The 17,757-nt window shown below is 52.8% G+C and carries 20 protein-coding genes; 10 read left to right on the top strand and 10 right to left on the bottom strand.

Annotated features, from left to right (window positions below; all coding sequences use genetic code 11):
- Window positions 1-18: 18 nt before the first annotated feature.
- From BLR64_RS15450 to BLR64_RS15440, 3 genes are all read left to right on the top strand, one after another.
- The gene (locus tag BLR64_RS15450; protein ID WP_090715461.1) at window positions 19-1,170 is read left to right on the top strand and encodes a winged helix-turn-helix domain-containing protein; all 1,152 of its coding nucleotides are present in this window, start codon (window positions 19-21) and stop codon (window positions 1,168-1,170) included.
- A gap of 94 nt (window positions 1,171-1,264) precedes the next feature.
- Window positions 1,265-2,536 (top strand): MFS transporter, encoded by a 1,272-nt coding sequence (locus BLR64_RS15445; protein ID WP_090715459.1) that lies wholly within the window; start codon window positions 1,265-1,267, stop codon window positions 2,534-2,536.
- A 406-nt stretch (window positions 2,537-2,942) separates the two neighbouring features.
- A complete protein-coding gene (locus tag BLR64_RS15440; protein WP_090715457.1) occupies window positions 2,943-3,581 on the top strand; it encodes a hypothetical protein in 639 nt (212 codons plus the stop codon).
- On the opposite strand, the gene BLR64_RS15435 is transcribed toward BLR64_RS15440, so the two are convergent.
- From BLR64_RS15435 to BLR64_RS15425, 3 genes are all read right to left on the bottom strand, one after another.
- Window positions 3,573-4,376, bottom strand: a complete 804-nt coding sequence (locus tag BLR64_RS15435; RefSeq protein WP_090715456.1) for a TatD family hydrolase — start codon at window positions 4,374-4,376, stop codon at window positions 3,573-3,575. The genes BLR64_RS15440 and BLR64_RS15435 overlap by 9 nt on opposite strands.
- On the bottom strand, window positions 4,369-5,487 hold the full coding sequence (locus BLR64_RS15430; RefSeq protein WP_167360691.1) for a copper amine oxidase N-terminal domain-containing protein: 1,119 nt from the start codon (window positions 5,485-5,487) through the stop codon (window positions 4,369-4,371). Before BLR64_RS15430 ends, BLR64_RS15435 begins: the two co-directional genes overlap by 8 nt.
- Window positions 5,488-5,734: 247 nt before the next feature.
- On the bottom strand, window positions 5,735-6,271 hold the full coding sequence (locus tag BLR64_RS15425) for a DoxX family protein (RefSeq protein ID WP_090715452.1): 537 nt from the start codon (window positions 6,269-6,271) through the stop codon (window positions 5,735-5,737).
- Between the two features lie 289 nt (window positions 6,272-6,560).
- On the opposite strand from BLR64_RS15425, the gene BLR64_RS15420 reads away from it, so the two are divergent.
- From BLR64_RS15420 to BLR64_RS15405, 4 genes are all read left to right on the top strand, one after another.
- Entirely contained in the window at window positions 6,561-6,977 is a 417-nt protein-coding gene (locus BLR64_RS15420) for a MarR family winged helix-turn-helix transcriptional regulator (protein WP_090715449.1), read from the top strand.
- A gap of 136 nt (window positions 6,978-7,113) precedes the next feature.
- Window positions 7,114-7,698 (top strand): sigma-70 family RNA polymerase sigma factor, encoded by a 585-nt coding sequence (locus BLR64_RS15415; protein ID WP_090715447.1) that lies wholly within the window; start codon window positions 7,114-7,116, stop codon window positions 7,696-7,698.
- On the top strand, window positions 7,688-8,452 hold the full coding sequence (locus BLR64_RS15410) for a DUF3600 domain-containing protein (RefSeq protein ID WP_167360690.1): 765 nt from the start codon (window positions 7,688-7,690) through the stop codon (window positions 8,450-8,452). The genes BLR64_RS15415 and BLR64_RS15410 overlap by 11 nt, the downstream gene beginning before the upstream one ends.
- A 168-nt stretch (window positions 8,453-8,620) precedes the next feature.
- Entirely contained in the window at window positions 8,621-8,788 is a 168-nt protein-coding gene (locus BLR64_RS15405) for an aspartyl-phosphate phosphatase Spo0E family protein (protein WP_090715444.1), read from the top strand.
- Between the two features lie 32 nt (window positions 8,789-8,820).
- Here BLR64_RS15405 and BLR64_RS15400 read toward each other — a convergent pair whose 3' ends face one another.
- On the bottom strand, window positions 8,821-9,396 hold the full coding sequence (locus BLR64_RS15400) for a TetR/AcrR family transcriptional regulator (protein ID WP_090715442.1): 576 nt from the start codon (window positions 9,394-9,396) through the stop codon (window positions 8,821-8,823).
- A gap of 238 nt (window positions 9,397-9,634) precedes the next feature.
- Between BLR64_RS15400 and BLR64_RS15395 the strand changes: the two genes are divergently transcribed.
- The 3 genes from BLR64_RS15395 (at window position 9,635) to BLR64_RS15385 (ending at window position 12,671) form a co-directional block, all read left to right on the top strand.
- Window positions 9,635-10,858, top strand: coding sequence for an MFS transporter (locus BLR64_RS15395; protein ID WP_090715441.1), 1,224 nt, complete (start codon window positions 9,635-9,637; stop codon window positions 10,856-10,858).
- Window positions 10,859-11,127: 269 nt separating this feature from the next.
- Complete coding sequence (locus BLR64_RS15390; protein WP_090715439.1) at window positions 11,128-11,718, top strand: sigma-70 family RNA polymerase sigma factor; 591 nt, start codon at window positions 11,128-11,130, stop codon at window positions 11,716-11,718.
- Complete coding sequence (locus BLR64_RS15385) at window positions 11,715-12,671, top strand: DUF4367 domain-containing protein (RefSeq protein ID WP_090715438.1); 957 nt, start codon at window positions 11,715-11,717, stop codon at window positions 12,669-12,671. The genes BLR64_RS15390 and BLR64_RS15385 overlap by 4 nt, the downstream gene beginning before the upstream one ends.
- An 11-nt stretch (window positions 12,672-12,682) precedes the next feature.
- Here the strand turns inward: BLR64_RS15385 and BLR64_RS15380 are convergent, their stop codons facing one another.
- From BLR64_RS15380 to BLR64_RS15355, 6 genes are all read right to left on the bottom strand, one after another.
- Complete coding sequence (locus BLR64_RS15380) at window positions 12,683-12,991, bottom strand: hypothetical protein (protein WP_090715436.1); 309 nt, start codon at window positions 12,989-12,991, stop codon at window positions 12,683-12,685.
- Window positions 12,988-13,644 carry a hypothetical protein gene (locus tag BLR64_RS15375; protein ID WP_139171994.1) on the bottom strand — a complete coding sequence of 219 codons (657 nt, stop codon included), beginning with the start codon at window positions 13,642-13,644 and terminating at the stop codon, window positions 12,988-12,990. Before BLR64_RS15375 ends, BLR64_RS15380 begins: the two co-directional genes overlap by 4 nt.
- Window positions 13,645-13,785: 141 nt before the next feature.
- The gene (locus BLR64_RS15370) at window positions 13,786-14,205 is read right to left on the bottom strand and encodes a MarR family transcriptional regulator (RefSeq protein ID WP_090715433.1); all 420 of its coding nucleotides are present in this window, start codon (window positions 14,203-14,205) and stop codon (window positions 13,786-13,788) included.
- Between the two features lie 100 nt (window positions 14,206-14,305).
- The gene (locus BLR64_RS15365) at window positions 14,306-15,280 is read right to left on the bottom strand and encodes a hypothetical protein (protein ID WP_090715432.1); all 975 of its coding nucleotides are present in this window, start codon (window positions 15,278-15,280) and stop codon (window positions 14,306-14,308) included.
- Window positions 15,281-15,312: 32 nt separating this feature from the next.
- Window positions 15,313-16,305 (bottom strand): hypothetical protein, encoded by a 993-nt coding sequence (locus tag BLR64_RS15360; RefSeq protein WP_090715430.1) that lies wholly within the window; start codon window positions 16,303-16,305, stop codon window positions 15,313-15,315.
- Window positions 16,302-17,210, bottom strand: coding sequence for a helix-turn-helix transcriptional regulator (locus BLR64_RS15355; RefSeq protein WP_090715428.1), 909 nt, complete (start codon window positions 17,208-17,210; stop codon window positions 16,302-16,304). The genes BLR64_RS15360 and BLR64_RS15355 overlap by 4 nt, the downstream gene beginning before the upstream one ends.
- Between the last annotated feature and the right edge of the window lie 547 nt (window positions 17,211-17,757).

The following is a 17,757-nucleotide window of genomic DNA, read 5'->3' as shown; positions in this document are numbered from 1 at the left end:
GGAAAAGAGGAACTTGTGATGCAACTGAAATTAGATGGCAGCAATTTTACTGTGGCGGCCGGCGAAACGGCGATCCAGCTGCTGCCCAAGGAGTTTGCGCTGCTCGAATTTATGTACAGGAATAAGGGGTGCACCTTCACACGCGGACAACTGCTGGATAAAGTCTGGCCGCTGGAGTATCCGGTGGAGCGGACCGTAGATGACCATATATACCGCCTGCGCAAAAAGCTCCGACCGTTCAGCGGCCTGGCACTCCAGACCGTAAGAGGCTCCGGCTATTGCCTGTCCCTGAAGGAAACAGCATCCGGCACGCTGGTCAATCCGACAACCTATGATCCTGAACTGCGTGATGCGATGCGCGAGGTTTTCAGTAAATTCCATGTTTACGGACAGGGCAGATCAATGCTAAGTCTGGCCAGCCAAAAGGATATCCTGGGCTATGAGCTGGACCCCCAGGTTGCTGTAACCCTCCATTTTGTGCAGGGGGATCTCGATTGGCTTATGCATACAGAGGAGGTTCCGCTGAAGGACCGGCTGTTTCATTTGTTTGTATTTTACATGTTCACCGGAGATCCCCAAAAGAAGCTTGCTGTATGCGAGCGGATGATTAATGCGCAGGTGATGCATGAGCGGGACCAGCTGGAGCTGGATATTCTTACGATTCTCGATCTGTTTATCCTCTCGGGTGTACCGGAGCGGGCATTGGCGCGTCTCCCCGGGTCCTATCAGGCAATCTCGGAGCGGGGCTATGAAAACTTTGTGCCGGTAACCATGATTACCGAGCTGTTTGCCCACCTGGCTGCAGGATCAGGAAATGATGTGCTTACGCGGCTGGATGAGGCTGTGGTGCAGATTTTGCAGGAGAAGCCCTTTTTAAGAGAAACCGGCGGCTACAAAATTGTAAAAGGACTCTGGCAGCTGCGGGAAAATCAAATGGCTGAAGCCGGGCGGCTGCTGGATGAGGGGCTTGAAGTGCTGGAGCGGTCGGGGTTTGTTCCGCTTAGCCTGTACGGCTTTTACCGGATTTACCATTACTGCCGTCTGTATTTGCCGCCACATCCGCTGCACCGTAAATATGAACGCAGATTTATTGAGGCGATGGAGGAGAGCGGGTTAAGCCGTTATGAGCAGCCATTGGAAAAACTGCTGATGCAGGTGATGACTATCTGATCCCTCTGATAATACTCTGACAATTCCCCGTTACATTAAGGTCATAAGATGACTTGACTCATCGAGACTAATTATGTATCTGGAGGAATGTCGGATGGAAGTTTCACCTGAGCAGAGAAAAAGCCTGCTGCATAACAAGGTCTACGTGCGCGTATACAGCGCCTTTGCCACCGCCAGCTTTGGCGACTGGTTCGATTCTCTGGCAATTCAGGTACTGGTCGGGTACCGCTGGCAGGTCAGCCCGCTGATGCTCGCTATGATTCCGGTAGCTATTGCGCTGCCCAGCATTCTGCTCGGCTCCGTGGCCGGAGTTGCCGCCGACCGGCTGAATAAGCTGAAGCTGATGCGGGTCTGCGACCTGCTTACCGTTGTGCTGACGCTGGTGCTGTTACTTGCCCCGAATATGTTCTGGCTGCTGCCGCTGCTGTCCCTGCGGTCTGCCATTTCAACGGTCAATGTGCCTGCCCAGCAGTCGCTGACCCGCAGCATTGTCAGGGAGGATCAGCTGCTTCAGGCCTCCTCGCTGAACGGGCTGGTGAACCAGGGCTCCAAAATCGCCGGCCCGCTGCTCGGCGGACTCGCACTCACCTTCCTTACACCCCAGTGGTGTATCGTGCTAAACGCGATACTGCGCGCCTGCTCTTATCTGCTGCTGTTATCTGTGCGAAATATGGATACAAAGGCAGAACCTGCACAAAAGGCTGCGGAAGAGCTGCTCCCGCTGCGGACCATGTGGAAGGAGGGCTGGGGCTTCCTGTTAAGCAGCCGCATTCTGCTAAATGTGATGCTGTACGGGCTGGCCGGAGCTTTGGCTATCCAGGTTATTGATTTTCAGTTCACCAGCCTGTTCCGGGTATATTCTCCGACAGGTGAGGCGGTGCTGGGCTGGATGGTCGCGGCTTCCGGTGTGGGTGCGGTGCTGACCATCCTGCTATTGGGCAAATTGAGCAGCGCCATTAGCTATACATGGCGGCTGGGCATGGGCTACATGCTGATCGGGGTGTCGGTTGCCGGCCTCGGACTGCTGCAGCCGGGCGCTCCGGTGTTCTGGGTGCTGCTGCTCGGCTTTATCCTGGGAGCGGGGAACGGGGCTTTTGCTGTTGCCTTCAACTATATGCTGCAAAAAGAAACCCCTCCGCACATGACCGGCCGCATCTTCGGCATCCAGAACACCGTGCTCAGCGCCGTGCTGATCATCGCCCCGCTGCTCGGCGGCCTGCTGGTGCAGTTCGCCGGACCCGGCCGCATCTTCCAGATCTTCGGCCTCATTCAGGCCGCTCTTGGTCTGGCCGGCCTGCTCTTCGGCCGGGTGCTCTGGCGGGAGAAGCGGGAGACCGGGGCTGGGCGGATGGAGCAGGTGGGATAGAGGGAGACGGATTGAAGCAGCGAATTGAAGAAGCACATCAGCCTCTCCCAAACTGCTGCTGGTACACCATATTGGCTAAAATATGGTGTACCTTTTACACACACGCAGGGCAGCCCATGGGGCTGAGTCCAGAGTCCATCCGCTGGTGCTCCAGTCCGGTATGCCATGCTGCTTTAACTGCACTCTGTACATCTAAAAGCAGCTTTTTGAACGGATTCAGCCATATAAGTGTATTCTATGCAGCTATATTCTCCATTTCCCGCCGTTTTGCGGGAATGGAGCTTTTTTAGTTGTATGAACTACACTTAAAGTACTACAATAGGGCAAATCCGGCTGGTTTAGCTGCACGAAGTACAGCTATCTATATCCAGATCCAGCATATCACTACATAAGGAGGTTCACAGTAATGAGTGAATTTACATCAGGTCATATTTTGCGGGCCACGGATCGGGACATCGTCAGGAAGCATGCTGTTAGCGGTTCAGTAATAATTCAGCTGAATGCACAATACATAGCTTACTTAATAGAAGATACGTATAACAGTGGGCCGGCTCCGGAGCATATTCAGCTTCTGTCAGTGGAGGCGCCTGTACTATATTTCTATAACTTTGCGGACCATGAGTGGGGCTACCAGCTGATTCACCAAGGAAAAGAGATTGCGACGCTGCATATTGCCTATGAGTATGAGGAAGAGATTGTTTTTCATACTGCAGAGGAAAGATATCCGGAGTCAGACTTCACGGAGCTGCTGCTCGGAGGTACTCTGGAAAAGATCCGGGAGGAGCTTGAGGCCGCCTCTGTATTTGAGCAAAAGCTTGAAGAACTGTTCAATGACAGCCGTCCGGAGCAATTTCAGCTGCTGGGGGCATCCGGTGAAAAGATTGAACAGCTCCGTGAAATTCTGAGCCTCTCCTTCATTAACCGTAACATTAACCAGGCAATGGAGCTATCTGATAAATTCAAAGAGATTCTCGGCATAGAAGAAATGTCCTATATCCGACATGAACGGGTTGTAGAATCCGAAGATTACGACGAACTATTCTAAGCTTTCCGTACCCTCATGCAGCCGGTAAAAGCGCGCCGTATTCGCGCTCAGCAGCGCTTCTGCCTGTGCAGGCGAATAGCCGTGCAGCGCGCCCCAGGCTGCAGCGACATTGCGGATCATGGCCGGATGCGTAGGCCGGCCGGCAAAAGGCCCCTCAAACGGCCAAGGGCCGTCGGTTTCCGCCATAACCAGCTCCGGCGGATAGCGTCTGGCCAGGGCCTGAATCTCCGGCTCGTAGACGATATCCGGAGTGAAGGAGATATAATAGCCGCGCTGAATCATCCGGGCGACGGCTTCCTCCGGCCCTTTGAACCAGTGAAAATGGGCATCGCGGATGCCATGCTTGTCCAGCAGTTCACAGGCGGCCAGTGCATCCTCATAGACGGCATGCAGCACCACAGGCTTGCCAAGCCTTGCGGCAAGGCCAAGCAGGGTGTCCAGCAGCCGGACATACGGCTCCACCGCAAAAGACTCGCTGCGCTCCAGCGCTTCGGCCCGGCTGTAATAAGGCAGGCCGATTTCACCTACGGCTACCATGTCTGCGGCGTGTTCTTCCATAAAGCGGAGCAGCGCCGCCAACTCTGCTTCATCGGGCAGCGGCTGCTCGGGATGATAGCCGTAGGCCGGCTTAATCAGTCCGGGAGCCTTCCGGGCCAGCTCCCTGGTGCGCATACAAGAATCCAGGTTCATCGAGACGGCGATTAAGCCGTCAACGCCTTGCCCTGGAAGGGCTGGCAGCATGTCCTCAAGCATATCAGTGTCATACTGCTCCAGGTGAATATGGGCATCAATCATTGGCGGCCTGCTTCTTCACCGTTGCCGGATATTCGTCGTATGCCTGGAAGGTGACGGATTCCGGCTCCAGCGCTTTTCCCGAAGCCGCCGGCTTATAAATCAGCTCCAGACTGCCGATGCTCTCCAGAAAGCCGGTTGTCACGTTCACTTCAGCCTTTAGCCGTCCTTTATCTACTCTGTAGTAAGTAACTGTACCGATGCCTGCTGCTCCGCCGATACTCGGATCGTCGCTGCGGTCCGGCAGCCGCAGTTCCACCTGCGCAGGAAGTGCTCCGCCAAGCTTCAGCGAAACGAGCATATCCTTCCCGTCTGCAGTAATGCTGGAGGCGATAAGCTGGCTGGCAGCCTCCCAGGCTTCAGGTACAGCTAGCTCCTGCCAGGTCTGAGGATTAATGACGTGGATTTCCTGCTCCACAATTCCCGTTCCTGTGCCCAGTGTCAGAATTACCACGGCTTCGGGCTGCCCGTCCTGATTGACATCGGCATAATAAAGCTCGGGCGGATGACTCAGATCCCGGTAGGTCTGCCAGTCATATTTGTGTTTCCGTCCGTTTACCTCAAGCACATAGCCTTTATAGGCCGTTTTGTCTTTCAGGGCAGCATAAATTTTGAATTCGGGGTGATCCTCCGCGGCAGCAAGCGCTTCAGTAGGGGTGCGGACCGTTGTGCTTACACTGCCGGATATAATGGATACCGAATTCTGCTCCTGATCCAGCCGGAAGTCGGCTCCGGATATAAGATTCAGCGCAGATGCCGGAATATACATGCGCCCGTTCCGCAGAATAGCCTTGCCTTCAAGCGCAGTCGAGCTGCCATAATAGAGCACAAGCTGGCTGCCTGGTTTAATCATTGTGCTGCTGCTGTCGCCAGCAATGGTTAACAGCTTTTGTTTGTTGTCCCACTGCAGTACCGCAGGATAGAACTCGGTGAGTACTCTGACCGGCACGTACACGATGCCCTGGTCCTGAAAAGGATGCAAGGGGGTAAGCGCTGCTTCCCCGTCAACAATCAGTTGAAGCGGTGCAGCAGCAAAGGTTTTATCTATATCAAGAGCCGAGGGGCATGCGGCAATCAGCATTGCGGCAGCCACGCTGGCGATCCATCTTTTCATGAGTAAATCCTCCATTTGTATAGGCTATTCAATTATCTAGTAAAAGTAACTCTTACTAGTATAAAGCAAATTGAACGTGTGAAGGTCACTTTCTGTTAACATTGATAAAACAAGCTTGTTACGCTTTGGCGGCGCAGGCAAAGAATGGAACATATGATCGGGAAAATAATAAAAAAGCAATGCCCCGCAGAAGGACGCCGGAGCGTTGTCCTTATCTGCGGGGCATTGCAGCATGAAGATTATTCATTTATATGGAGCGCTTCATTCCGGGTGCAGCGGCTGCAGGCCGTAAAGCGGCAGAGTTATCTTTTTTGTGGAACAGGCTGCGCAGGTATCCCAGTACCCAGCGGTCGAGGCCGATTGCACCGGCATTCGCGGCGGATACGATGATGAGGACCTCCATCAGCAGCAGCTGGACATTCGTGCTTACAGTGCCCGAGAGCAGGTAGGCGGCATTCATAACGAGTCCCATCAGGGCAGCGAAGGTGGTGAAGGTACCCAGGATCAGTCCGAGACCGACCAGGAATTCACCGGCAGGAACCAGCAGGTTAAAAAAATTCACATTCGGCAGAGCGGCATGCTGGAGGAAGCTTCCCCACCAGGCTTGTACGGTAGCATCTTCCCCGGCGCTTTTGGCGATGGCGCCTTTCAGGAAGCCGGAAGCATCGAAGCCCCCGGTCAGCTTGTGCCAGCCGGCCTCGATCCATTGATAGCCTACATATAAACGAACGACAGTCAGCAGCAGCATAGCGATTTTATTAGTACGGAACCAGTTGTTAAACATAATATCCACTCCTTAATGTTTTGTCGGGAATCTTACCGTGGTTATTTTTGCCGGTACAGTAGGGTTGCTTTCTCTGTGTGGTATCGGATGATCATCTTCGATGGCTTTATATTAAGTGATTTATTTCACATATAGTGTGATAAAAATCACAATTATCGAAATAATTTTTATATCAAACTAAAATTTGAATATTTTTAAAACAAAACATAAAAAGACTTGCGCAAAGTTCTCTAAATGATGTATTGAGCAGGGGCTTGACACATTATTTGGTTAAAATTAACATGGGAGCATGGACGAGAACAAAATATTGGCGGTCATTGGCCGTATTCACCGGAGAGGCAACAGGTTTATTGAACGGGAGCTCAAAAAGCATCATATTCACGGCATTGCCCCCTCACATGGAGATATTCTGTATCAGCTGTTCATCCGGGAAGATATGACGATGAATCAGTTATCCAGCTCGATTGATAAGGATAAGTCTACCATTACAGCGCTGGTAGACAAGCTGGTGCGGCTGGAATATGTGAATCGGGAGCAGGATCAGACGGACGGAAGGATATTCCGCCTATCCCTCACGGCTAAGGGCAGAGAACTGCAGCCGGTATTTGAGGAAGTGTCGGCAGCACTGCTGGCCGCGGTGTATGAAGGGTTTGACCCGGAGGAGAAGCAGCAGCTGCTCGGTTTGCTGGAGCGAATCAAGCTGTAACACAGCGCTGCAGCGGAACAGGTCTACAAGAGGCATCTTCTTGTGGGCCTGTTTTTTTATAGCTGCTCGCAAATAAACCGAACGAAATCTGCCCGGCCTGCCAATACATAGTGTAAGCCTGAAGGGGGAATGACGGATGGAGCATCCAATGGAATACTCGCAGCTCATTGAGCGGACGCTGGCCGGCAGCGCCCAAGCCTACGGTGAGCTGTATGAAGCTACGATACGGGATGTGTACAGAACCGTGCGTTTCCTTGTTTCCGAGCAGGTAAATGCTGAGGATATCGTGCAGGAAATTTATATGGAGCTGCACCGCTCACTGGGCCGTTATGATCATTCCCGCGAGTTCAGACCATGGCTGATGGGATTGGTTATGCGGCAGATCCTTGCTTACCGCCGCAGGGGCTGGAAGCATTTCCGCCTGATCCGGCGGGCAGAGCAGGCAGCTGAGCGGATGGAGCATGATTTTGCAGGAGAGGTAGTAGACAGACTCTCGAACCGTGCGCTGCTTATGGCGGTGAATCAGTTGCCGTTCAAGCTGAAGCAGGTTGTTATCCTCCACTATCTGCAGGAGTATTCCCAGGAGGAAATCGCTGCGATTCTGGAAATACCGCTGGGTACTGTGAAGTCGCGAATCCATGCTGCACTGCAGAAGCTGCGCCGGAAGCACCAGGCCGACATAATCCAGATCAGAAGGGTGGAGGATGCACATGAGTCTTGAACAGCAGCTGCGGCAGGCACTCCGGGAGGAGACCGGAGACTGGAGCGCTCCACCTGAGCTGAAGGACAAAATCCTTAGCAGGGTTACTCCGGAACAAGGGGGAAGACGTATGAAAAAATGGCTAGTAGCCACTGTAATGGCAGCCGCTTTATTGATTCCAACCGGAGCCTATGCCGGATATACGTATCTGGCGGATTCCGTGTACGGCTCGCAGGAACATTTTATGGAGAATGGCGGAACACTCGAAGGCTATGACAGGCTTGAGACCAAGCTGCAGCAGGCCAAAAACAGCCTGAGCACAGAAGATTTTGCAGCCTTAACAGCACTGCTGCATGATATCGGGAGCTACAATCTGAGGATTGCCGATGACAAGGGGAACCTTCATCCGGAGCGGCTGAGCTCTGCGGAGCAGGAGAGGTATCAGGAATTGACCGTGAAGCTTGAGCCGTATTTCGGGAAAATAGAGAAGGAGGCACAGCCGTCTGCTTCCGGCAAATTACCTCCCCTCGACAGCGGTACCTTCTGGGAGGAACAGCTGGCCCGGGGAGAGCAGGTTTTCAGCGGCACGGAGCTGACAGCCTTCAGACAGCTGGTAAACGAACTGCAAGCTTATAATGCGGAAATTACCGGCTCTGACGGCAGCATTCATCCGGACCGGCTGAGCGAAGAGGATACAGCCCGGTTTAGCCGGCTGTATGAGGAGCTTGGACCCTACCTGAAGCAGCTTGGTATCATGATTAAACCAAGATCCTAAATAAGTGGAAAGGTCTCCGGTGACTCCCCGGCAGGCCTTTTCACTTATGCAGCTCTAACGGGCTGGATAACACATATACGAAACCTTGAATATCTATACATGATGCATTGAGCTAGCAGTCCTATAATTTGACATATACCTCTAAAATATGTACGGGAGGTAGTGCAGATGGACAAGCTCAAGATCCTGCGCAAGCAAATAGAGTACGAAAGAACCAGGCTTAATCAGATGGAACAGACCTACGGACTACTTCATCCGCGGGTAATCAGACAGTCCATGAAGCTGGATGAATTGATCAATACATATACAAGAATGGATTCAGGAGGGAAGGAATAGCCCGGCGTGTCTTCTGACCGGGTGTGTTACAGCTACTGTCTGATTCCCTCAAAAGCAGCAGCCATTATCGTTCTGATATAAGCCTCGTCCAGCACATCGCCTGTAATCAGCAGCCTGTAAAAAATCGGCCCGTACAACAGATCAATACTGCAGCTGATATCCAGATCCGGCTTCAGCTCACCCCGCGTCACTCCGCGTTCCAGCAGCTCCCGGGCTTCCTGCCGCCGCGGGGCAAAAAAGCGGGTCCGGTATGCTTCGGCCAGTCCGGCATCGGATTGCCCCTCGCCGATCAGCCCGGTAATGACCATACCCTCCCGGCTGCGCAAAAAGACCGCCAGGTTTGTCGCATGGATCTCGATATCCTCTCTTACCGACCCCGTGTCAGGCACCGGAAGGCGTGCCGTGGCGGCAGAGAGGTAGCCGTCCATGACTACCGCTGCTTTGTTAGGCCACCATTTGTAAATGGTGGCCTTGCTTACTTTGGCCCGCTCGGCAATTTTATCTACCGTCACCGCTTCAAAGCCGGTTTCCAGCAGCAGCTCGTAGGATGCGGCCAGAATCGCAGCCTCTGCTTCGTTGTTGCGCGGGCGTCCTCTTTTTTTATCCATCAAAATGACCTCCTGATTCATAAGCAGCTCAAATATAGCATTCGGTACAAAACTAAACTATACGTTCATTATACAAAACATTCTGAGAAAATAGCCAATCCTAAAACTGAAGCAGCAGATTTATGGCGAAGAAAAAATATTTAATCTGCCTATTTACAAAACTAAACGTTCAGTATATTATAAATCCATAATTAATAAACTAAACGTTCAGTATTTAAAAGTGAAAGGTGGAGTTAATATGAATCAGGTAAGTCAAATCAACAGGGTAACCGGGGCGAAGAAGGCTGCGGAGAGCGCAGCAATGCCCGGCTGGATTACCTTTCTGCTGGCCGCTTCCTGCGGACTAATTGTTGCCAATCTGTACTATGCCCAGACCCTGGTCGGACCGATCGCCGCAGCAACACACCTGTCCTCCGGAGCAGCGGGGCTGATCGTCACTCTGACACAGATCGGCTATGTAATCGGACTGTTGTTCGTCGTTCCGCTCAGTGATATTATCGAGAACCGCCGCCTGACCGTGATCTCGCTCCTTGTTGTCGTCGCGGCCCTAGTTGCGGCCACACTGGCCCCGAATGCGGGGCTGTTCCTGGGCGCTTCCCTGTTCATCGGCCTTGGTTCTGTAGCCGCTCAGATTCTGGTACCCTACGCTTCGTTCCTCGCTGCTGAAGAACACCGGGGCCGGGTAGTAGGTAATGTTATGAGCGGTCTGCTGCTCGGCATCATGTTCGCCCGTCCGCTGGCCAGCTTCGTCTCGGGGCTCTGGGGCTGGCACGCAATTTATGCCATTTCAGCTGTTATTATTGCCCTGCTTACTCTTCTGCTGTCCAGAGTGCTGCCGCAGCGCCAGCCGGTTCCGGCTATGAGCTACGGCGGGCTGATCCGCTCCCTGGGAACGCTGCTGATGAATACACCTGTGCTGCGACGCCGGGCCATCTATCAGGCCAGCCTGTTCGGAACATTCAGCCTGTTCTGGACGACCATTTCACTGCGGCTGGCGGATACGTATCACCTGTCCCAGCAGGGTATTGCATTGTTTGCCCTGGCCGGTGTTGCCGGAGCTGTAGCCTCCCCGATTGCCGGAAGACTGGCTGACAAGGGCTGGACCCGTCCGCTGACCGGGCTCGCTTTTCTGCTTGCCGGCGGTGCCTTCCTGATCGCTTACCTGTTCCGCAGTGATTCTGCAGTAACGCTGGGCCTTCTCGTTGCCGCAGCCATCCTGCTCGATATGGGCGTATCGGGGAATCTGGTGCTCGGACAGCGGGCTATTTATTCCCTGGGCAATGAAGCCAGAGGGCGCCTTAACGGATTGTTCATGGCTATCTTCTTTGTAGGCGGAGCGATTGGCTCATCCCTGGGAGGCTGGGCATATGCCTACGGAGGCTGGGAATTGACCTCGCTGATCGGGATGACGGTGCCTGCACTGGCTTTTGTGTATTACCTGACTGAGAAGAAACAGGCGTAAGACGATTTTTTACAAGCAATGCACAGAAATGGAGAGCTGCTCATCAGGCCGGATTTTGCCGGCCCGGCGGGCGGCTTTTTTGCTGTACCAGGAATATTGCAACATAATCCGCATACAAACGGTCAGGCACTAAGGGATACTGGAGTTGAATCGGGTTCATCCGGACGGATTTTTTGCAGGGCTTGTAATGAAATGCCATTGTCCGCGTATTAGCTGGGGTAAATCACTTGGCCCGGTGAATTTGCTTAAGAAAGGAGAGCTTAAGAGAGATGCAAGAGCGCGCATTGCTGCAATCGCTTTGGAACAGGAGAGTGAAGGAAGAAGACCCCGCTGCTGCAGCCGTTAGTGCAGATACGGACAGGGTGTTCACTTCCATTTTTGAAGACTATTATTCGAGGATATTCAACTATACCGCTTACCGCGTCAGCTGCCGTTATACGGCGGAGGACCTGGCGAGCCAGGTTTTTGAAAAAACATGGTCCAGGCTGCACAGCTACTCCCCGGAAAAAGCACCCTTTGAGGTGTGGCTGTTCGCCATCGCCAGAAATGTCGTGAACGATTATTACCGCAGCAGGACGAGAAATCTGTTTTTTTCGCTGGAGGCGGTCCGGGAGCTGGTATCAGGCAAAAAAACGCCGGACGAGCAGCTGCTGGAAGGGGAGCGCAACAACCGGCTGGGCATGGCACTGGATACTCTGACAGCCAAGGAACGGAATATTGTGGCGCTTAAATTCGGGGCGGATCTCAAAAACACAGAGATCGCCAGCCTCACCGGCATATCTGAGAGCAACGTCGGCGTGATCCTGTACCGGAGCATGAAAAAGCTGAAAGCTGAAATAGGGAGCGTGGAGCAGCTGTGAAAAAAGACAATATGCAGAAGTTCGCAAAAGCTGTTGATGACGGTGTACATCTGAAAAATACTTCAGACTGGATCGGACCCGAAGAATCACTTGAGCTGCTTGAGCTGGGCCGGGCGCTGGCCGGACAGGATTACAGCAAGGCTCATAAGGCGGCAGTGCTTGCCAAAGTACAGAGCCGTACCCAACTTAAACAGGAGGCAAAACCAATGAAAATACAAACAGGGTGGAAACGACCGGCCATGATTGTGGCATCCCTGCTGGTTGCCGGTGCGCTGAGCGTCAGCTTCGTCAAGCCGTCATATGCCCAGGACCTTCTTGGCAGAGTGCTGCAGAGCATTAACCTCGGCAACATTATTGCCCATGAGATGGATGCCGCGCAGATTCCCGATTTTCCAAAGGAGTGGGAGGGCAAGCTGTTCGACAAGGAAGGTAACGTGATTACTTCCGATTCGGAAAAAGTCAGTGAAATTTATAACGCCGCCGGAGAGCAGATCGTTAATTTTGACGGCGACAAGCTGATTACCAAAAGCGAACAGGAGCAGCGTGATAAGGAAGCGGCAGAGCGTATAGTGGCTGTGAAGAGCCGTGAAGAGCTGGACAAATACGCGATGTTCAAGGTTAAGCTGCCGGAGTATCTGCCGGAGGGATTTGCTTTTGACCGTGGAGAATTCTACAAGTCGGAGGAAGGCGTTAACGGCAAGTATCTGGATTTGTTCTTTAGCAGTGAGCATGAAGGGCAGGACCTCAAAATGCATTTCCGTTATTCCGACAAGGAAACGGCCTACGAAATGTCATTCAGCGGTAAAGTGGAACCGGTAAAGATTAACGGTGTTGACGCCGTAATGATGGATGACCGAAATCTGGATTGGGAAGCCGATGGCGTGTTGTACAATATTGTAACTCACGGCCTGGACCGGGCCGAGGTGCTGAAGATCGCGGAATCACTCCGTTAACCGGAGGTTGTTCAGGATTGGATATAGTGCAGGCAGCGCCGGAGGAAACGTCTGGTATATACGAATGAAGCATACAGCAGCAGAGCCAGCCCGAGCCCTAACGGAATACTGAGGATCTGCGGCAGATCATAACCGGGATAGAGGGTCAATGATATGCCCTTCCAGCCGAGTAAACCGAGTACAGCAGCTATTAGCGCGAGGATTGAACAAACGGCGCTGCCGGCCGTCCATACACCGAGGATTGGAAGCATAAACAAGCTGACAACGATTTTGCCGGCAAGGGACGCAGCATTTTTACGGAATACAGTGGTGTTATTCATTCTGAGGTTCCTCCTGGACTGTTAAGTTTTACGATCGTTTTTACCGTGGAAGCTTTATCGATATGCAGGCTTTCCGTATAGCGCACCTCCTGAATCCGGCAGCCCGGACCCATGAAAATCCGGTTGCCGCAGACCCTTTCAGCTGTCGTATGTTCAAGATGAAGTGAATCCCCTTTCAGCAGGCAGCAGTTCAATCTGTGAAAAGCTTTTGTGAAAAAGGAGAGACCCTGCAACGTACTGCTTACAGTCAAGGAACCCTCAGTTTTAAGCTGATTTATTCTGCTGCTGGCGCTCAGGCGGATGATAACCGACTCTGAGGCGGTAAGCCGGACCAGCTGTACGGCTCCTTTTGCCAGAAAGGTTGCGGCTTTAACCTCTTCTGCCGACAGGTATCCGCTGGACCGGACTTGCTCTGCCTCCAGACTGTGCACTCTCAGGCTTCCGAAGCTGTTGACCTGTGCCGCCAGACAATGCCTGGCTATCCGGCATTCTCCCGACACCTTAAGCCGGCCTGCAGTCACTGTTCCTGACGCTTTAAGCTGGCCGAACACATCAACCGAGGACGCAATCAAATCTTCGCGCCGGGTGAGGGCACCTCTTACCTTAAAAGGAGGCCTATCTGCTGTCACTGGTTTGACGGATGGACTAAGCATGCGGTGATCACCTTCATTCAAATTTATTTTAATAATTAAAATATATATTTATTATAATATATAGTCAACAAAATAAATCTCGGTATTGCCGCACAAAAAAACACCGCCTCATTTTAGCGGAGGCAGTGCAGGGCGGAGCTTTTAGCTGGTGATTTCATTCATCAGGCTGTTGATCTGGTGCAGAGTATCTGTAAACCTCTGAAGCTCGGCGGTTTCAAATGTGTCAAACAGCTGAAGAATCCGCCGGGTTCCTTCGCCGGTAATTTCGATGTTGACCACCCTGCGGTCCTCATTCGTACGGACCCGCTGGACCAGTCGGGCTTCTTCCAGCTTGTCGCACATGGAGGAGGCGGCGCCCGGTGTGACAACGAATCTTTCGGCAATTTCCGTTATCTTCAGGCTTCCGGCAAGCTGCAGCTGAAACAGCAGCATGAGCTGATTCTGGCTCAGGGTTTCTTTCTTAGTGATGCGTTCAATGAATACCTGTGATTTTTGCTGAACGGCAGCCATTGTATCCATAAGGCTAAGGATAGCCTGTGACTTTTGTTGACCTGTGCTCATAGGCAGACACACTCCATATATTTTAATTCTTAAAATATATAGAGATTATAACTTTATTGTCAAGTCGCAGTTCACATGAACGTGAGGCGGATTGCAGCTATCAGCGCAGCCCGACATCATGGAAGCGGTTGGCAATCGGCTCATGCAGCAGCGTCCGGATCGAACGGATAGCTGCTGTTTCCGCTGCCCTGGCAGCGTGGAATAGGTCAATGAAGGAGCTGCAGGGTTCAGAGAGCGCGCCAGGTGTGCTGTTCATCTCCGCTGTGTCCAGAATTTTCTCATACAAAACAGCCAATTCAGCATAGTGCCCGGCTACCTCTTGTGAAGCAGGCCAGTAGCCTGCGGCATAGCGTGTATATTGTGCGGCATCACGTTTGGCTGCGGCGTAGACAGAGATGGTTTCATAGGCACCAGCAGCATCATAATTGCCGGATTGCAGTGCGTTAAGGATAGCGTCGTAGGCGGAGAGCCCGCAGGCATAATCTGTTCCGGGAAGCATAATATCGGGAGTTTCCGCTCTGAATACCGCCTGCATATAGGACTCTTTGATGACCTGAAGCACATCGGTTTCAAGAAGATGTTCATAGACCTGGTAATAACAATACGGCGTTTGGTTCAGACCCAGTTCGCCAAAAGACAGCTCCTGCACCGCAGCCGACCGGCCGTCCAGATAGTAGAACAGCTGCTTCGCTTCGTGATATCCGTTCACAATAACAAATCTGTCTTTCCACAGGACGGCGGCGGTGCCGCGGTCGATGGAGCTTTTGATGTCCCGGACAGCCTGGCGCTGATATAGGGGGAAGGTCGGTGTGAAATTGTACCCTCCCCACTGTGAAGCAATAACGCCGATGAGGTCACAGGCCACAAGATGCTCTGCCATCCAGTTGTAGGCGGTGGCTGAATCAGCGTGAAGCTGCCGGTGGACGGAGAAACGGAAGCACGCGCCGGTCATTCCGGCGAGCATCGGCTTCGGCAGGCTGAACCAGCCTTTGGCCACAAGTACACCGTATAAAGCATCTGTAAAAGAAAGGGATTCCGCTCTGAACTGAACGGAGGAAAGTATACTTGCACTCATAGTTCATCCTGCTTTCTGGACGGATTCATCCGCTATCTGGCGGTGTGGGCGCCCCACCGGGGGACAAGCGACCGTTTGCGGTCAGGATAGCGTCCGGAGATCAGGAGAACGAGCGCCATGGCCCTCTCTTCCAGAGCTTCAGCTTGCTTAAAGACCTTGCATAAAGAAGCCTGCTGACTTTCCGGCAGCTTCAGCCCTTTGGACAGGGCAGGCAGTACTGCGGTAATCTCCGGACCAGTGATCTCTGTCAGTTCACGGTACAGCCGGAGAACCTCGTCAAGGCCCGGAAGCCGCCACTGCACCTCCTGCAGATAATCCCTGATTTCTGTGCGTGAATAGAGGTAGGAAGCTAATAGATAGCCGGCTCCACCGGCATCGTAATCGCCTTGCTTCAGAGCCTTTATCACATATTGATAAGCCAGCCGGCCGGAGGCAATCTCCTGGTCGGGAAGCGTTTTGTATGGAGTTTCCCAGTCATACAGTGCCAGCCGCAGCGATTCCAGTACCGCATCTTCCAGCGGAATGCTCACCTGATCTCCAAAAATCCGGCAATACCAGAAGGAGGTGAAGTTGATCCCGAAATTGTCGTACAGCAGTACTTGCGTACCGGCGGCACTGCCGTCCTGCAGATAGAATATTTCAGCTTCATCGTCATAGCCGTGAATAACCCCGAATTCAGGTATCCAATATACGGCGCCCATGCCGGAATCAATGCTTTGCCTGACCCAGTTGACGGCATCCTGCTGATAGCTCCCGAAGGAGTTATGTCTTGAACGTCCGGCATCGTAGACGGTATAGAGCCCCAGATTATCAATGCCCGGGCTGTGCTCGGTTCCCCATTGTCCGTAGGCAGTGACCGAGTGGGGAAGCAGCATCCGGTGGGCGGCGAACTTGAAAGCCATTCCGCTGAGTCCGGACAGCATATACTTGGGCCCGTCAAAGCGGCCGGCTGCAGTCAGAATTGCGTAGGCTGCATCTGTGAAAGATTTCGACTCCCGGCGCATCTGAATATGATTAAGCATCATGAATTGGGTTCCTCCGGGTTCAGTAAATGGAGTACAGTCCGGCATCTGGCGGTAACTTTATCCTGCAACCATTTGGGGCCGGTAAGCTCCAGCCAGTCTGTCATCAGCAGGTGGCGGATAAACAGCTCTGTGTCCAAAAAATCTACCTCGTAGAGATCTCCCCTATGAAGCCGCGCCGGGAAGCCATACCAGTGCCCGTCCGGCGGGGGAGCTGACAGCCGGAGCCGGGCAGTGAACGGCTTCAGCCTGCGTCCGGTCTCGAGCCGGGAGCCCGGGGCAGGCCCGTCAGCAAAATGTTGCCCGGTCAGCTGCAGCTGAAGAATGGAGGACAGCAGATAGTACCTGGGCTGCCCCGCCTGCTGATCCGCCGGTCTGGCGATAAGATGGTCGGCATCATAGTGATTCTCAAGCCTGAGCGGACAAAGCTCAAGCTCGCCGTCTGTACCGTCATAGATCAGCTTTACGGTGATCCGGCTCCGGATGGCATGATCCAGCAGCTCAAACATCTGCAGGCTGCGGGGATTTACTGCAAAAAGCGGCAGCCGTGCCTCACGCTCCAGCTCCTGCTGTCCGGTCAGGCGGCCCAGTAAATTACCGATCCGCCGTACCTCCGGACCATTCTCATAATTATACTTGCTGTAGCGGTATGCCAGGTATTTGAGGATTTGTTTCTCCTGATCGGTCATATACAGATAAGGCAGCATGAAGCTGTCATCCTCATAGCAATAGCCGCGTTCCCTGGCCACATATTGCAGCGGAGCACACAAGGAGGAAGCCATATATTCAATATCCCGCTGAGCCTGGCGTTTAGAGATTTCAAACTGCCCGGCGAGCGTTCTGCTGTTCGGATAGCGGCCGGTTCTCACCTGCTGGTCGAACCATTGAATGCGGTGCGTATGGCTCAAGGAAAAGTCTCCTTTTTAGAGTGAATAATTAGTAGAAAATAGATTGTGGCTTAGTCGTCCTATACTCCAGTATAGGCAGCCTCCGGTAATGAGACAATCCGGATATGAGACAAGGCCGGCTGCTCCCTGCTGTCAGGCGGAGAGCAGCCGGCCGTTAAGCACAGCAGCATCAAATGCAGATGGCGTCTACTTTAGCCTGCGGCGCCTTGCTGCACCGTTTGCATACCTTGACTCCAGTACCGTCGCTTTTTACTTTCGGATAGAGCAGCTTGATGCGAGTGCTTGTACAGATCGGGCATGTCCCGCGGCCCCGTGCGGGAAGGGACCAAAGCACACGTCCGCGTTTTGTTTTGGGCATAGGTCTGCGTACCTCATTTCGGTAGTTTGATTGTTACATCCGGAGTATATAACAAGTGGTACGACATAAAATGTCGTACCGGAGAGGGGGTGAGAAAAAAATAAAAAATATTTGCTGCAGGTCAATATCGAGGAAACGTAGAAGAAACCCAAGGTCTAATAATGACCAGGGTTTCTTTTTGGTAGGGCC

This window comes from Paenibacillus typhae (genome assembly GCF_900099765.1).
In the GTDB taxonomy this organism is placed as follows: Bacteria; Bacillota; Bacilli; order Paenibacillales; family Paenibacillaceae; genus Paenibacillus_AQ; species Paenibacillus_AQ typhae.
Note: the sequence above shows the minus strand (reverse complement) of the source record. Positions and strands in the feature narration are given on the sequence as shown.

Bases quoted from the DNA above. Each gene is read 5' to 3' on its own strand.
- BLR64_RS15450 (WP_090715461.1), top strand. From the start codon at position 19: ATGCAACTGAAATTAGATGGCAGCAATTTTACTGTGGCGGCCGGCGAA.
- BLR64_RS15445 (WP_090715459.1), top strand. From the start codon at position 1,265: ATGGAAGTTTCACCTGAGCAGAGAAAAAGCCTGCTGCATAACAAGGTC.
- BLR64_RS15440 (WP_090715457.1), top strand. From the start codon at position 2,943: ATGAGTGAATTTACATCAGGTCATATTTTGCGGGCCACGGATCGGGAC.
- BLR64_RS15435 (WP_090715456.1), bottom strand. From the start codon at position 4,376: ATGATTGATGCCCATATTCACCTGGAGCAGTATGACACTGATATGCTT.
- BLR64_RS15430 (WP_167360691.1), bottom strand. From the start codon at position 5,487: ATGAAAAGATGGATCGCCAGCGTGGCTGCCGCAATGCTGATTGCCGCA.
- BLR64_RS15425 (WP_090715452.1), bottom strand. From the start codon at position 6,271: ATGTTTAACAACTGGTTCCGTACTAATAAAATCGCTATGCTGCTGCTG.
- BLR64_RS15420 (WP_090715449.1), top strand. From the start codon at position 6,561: ATGGACGAGAACAAAATATTGGCGGTCATTGGCCGTATTCACCGGAGA.
- BLR64_RS15415 (WP_090715447.1), top strand. From the start codon at position 7,114: ATGGAGCATCCAATGGAATACTCGCAGCTCATTGAGCGGACGCTGGCC.
- BLR64_RS15410 (WP_167360690.1), top strand. From the start codon at position 7,688: ATGAGTCTTGAACAGCAGCTGCGGCAGGCACTCCGGGAGGAGACCGGA.
- BLR64_RS15405 (WP_090715444.1), top strand. From the start codon at position 8,621: ATGGACAAGCTCAAGATCCTGCGCAAGCAAATAGAGTACGAAAGAACC.
- BLR64_RS15400 (WP_090715442.1), bottom strand. From the start codon at position 9,396: ATGGATAAAAAAAGAGGACGCCCGCGCAACAACGAAGCAGAGGCTGCG.
- BLR64_RS15395 (WP_090715441.1), top strand. From the start codon at position 9,635: ATGAATCAGGTAAGTCAAATCAACAGGGTAACCGGGGCGAAGAAGGCT.
- BLR64_RS15390 (WP_090715439.1), top strand. From the start codon at position 11,128: ATGCAAGAGCGCGCATTGCTGCAATCGCTTTGGAACAGGAGAGTGAAG.
- BLR64_RS15380 (WP_090715436.1), bottom strand. From the start codon at position 12,991: ATGAATAACACCACTGTATTCCGTAAAAATGCTGCGTCCCTTGCCGGC.
- BLR64_RS15375 (WP_139171994.1), bottom strand. From the start codon at position 13,644: ATGCTTAGTCCATCCGTCAAACCAGTGACAGCAGATAGGCCTCCTTTT.
- BLR64_RS15370 (WP_090715433.1), bottom strand. From the start codon at position 14,205: ATGAGCACAGGTCAACAAAAGTCACAGGCTATCCTTAGCCTTATGGAT.
- BLR64_RS15365 (WP_090715432.1), bottom strand. From the start codon at position 15,280: ATGAGTGCAAGTATACTTTCCTCCGTTCAGTTCAGAGCGGAATCCCTT.
- BLR64_RS15360 (WP_090715430.1), bottom strand. From the start codon at position 16,305: ATGATGCTTAATCATATTCAGATGCGCCGGGAGTCGAAATCTTTCACA.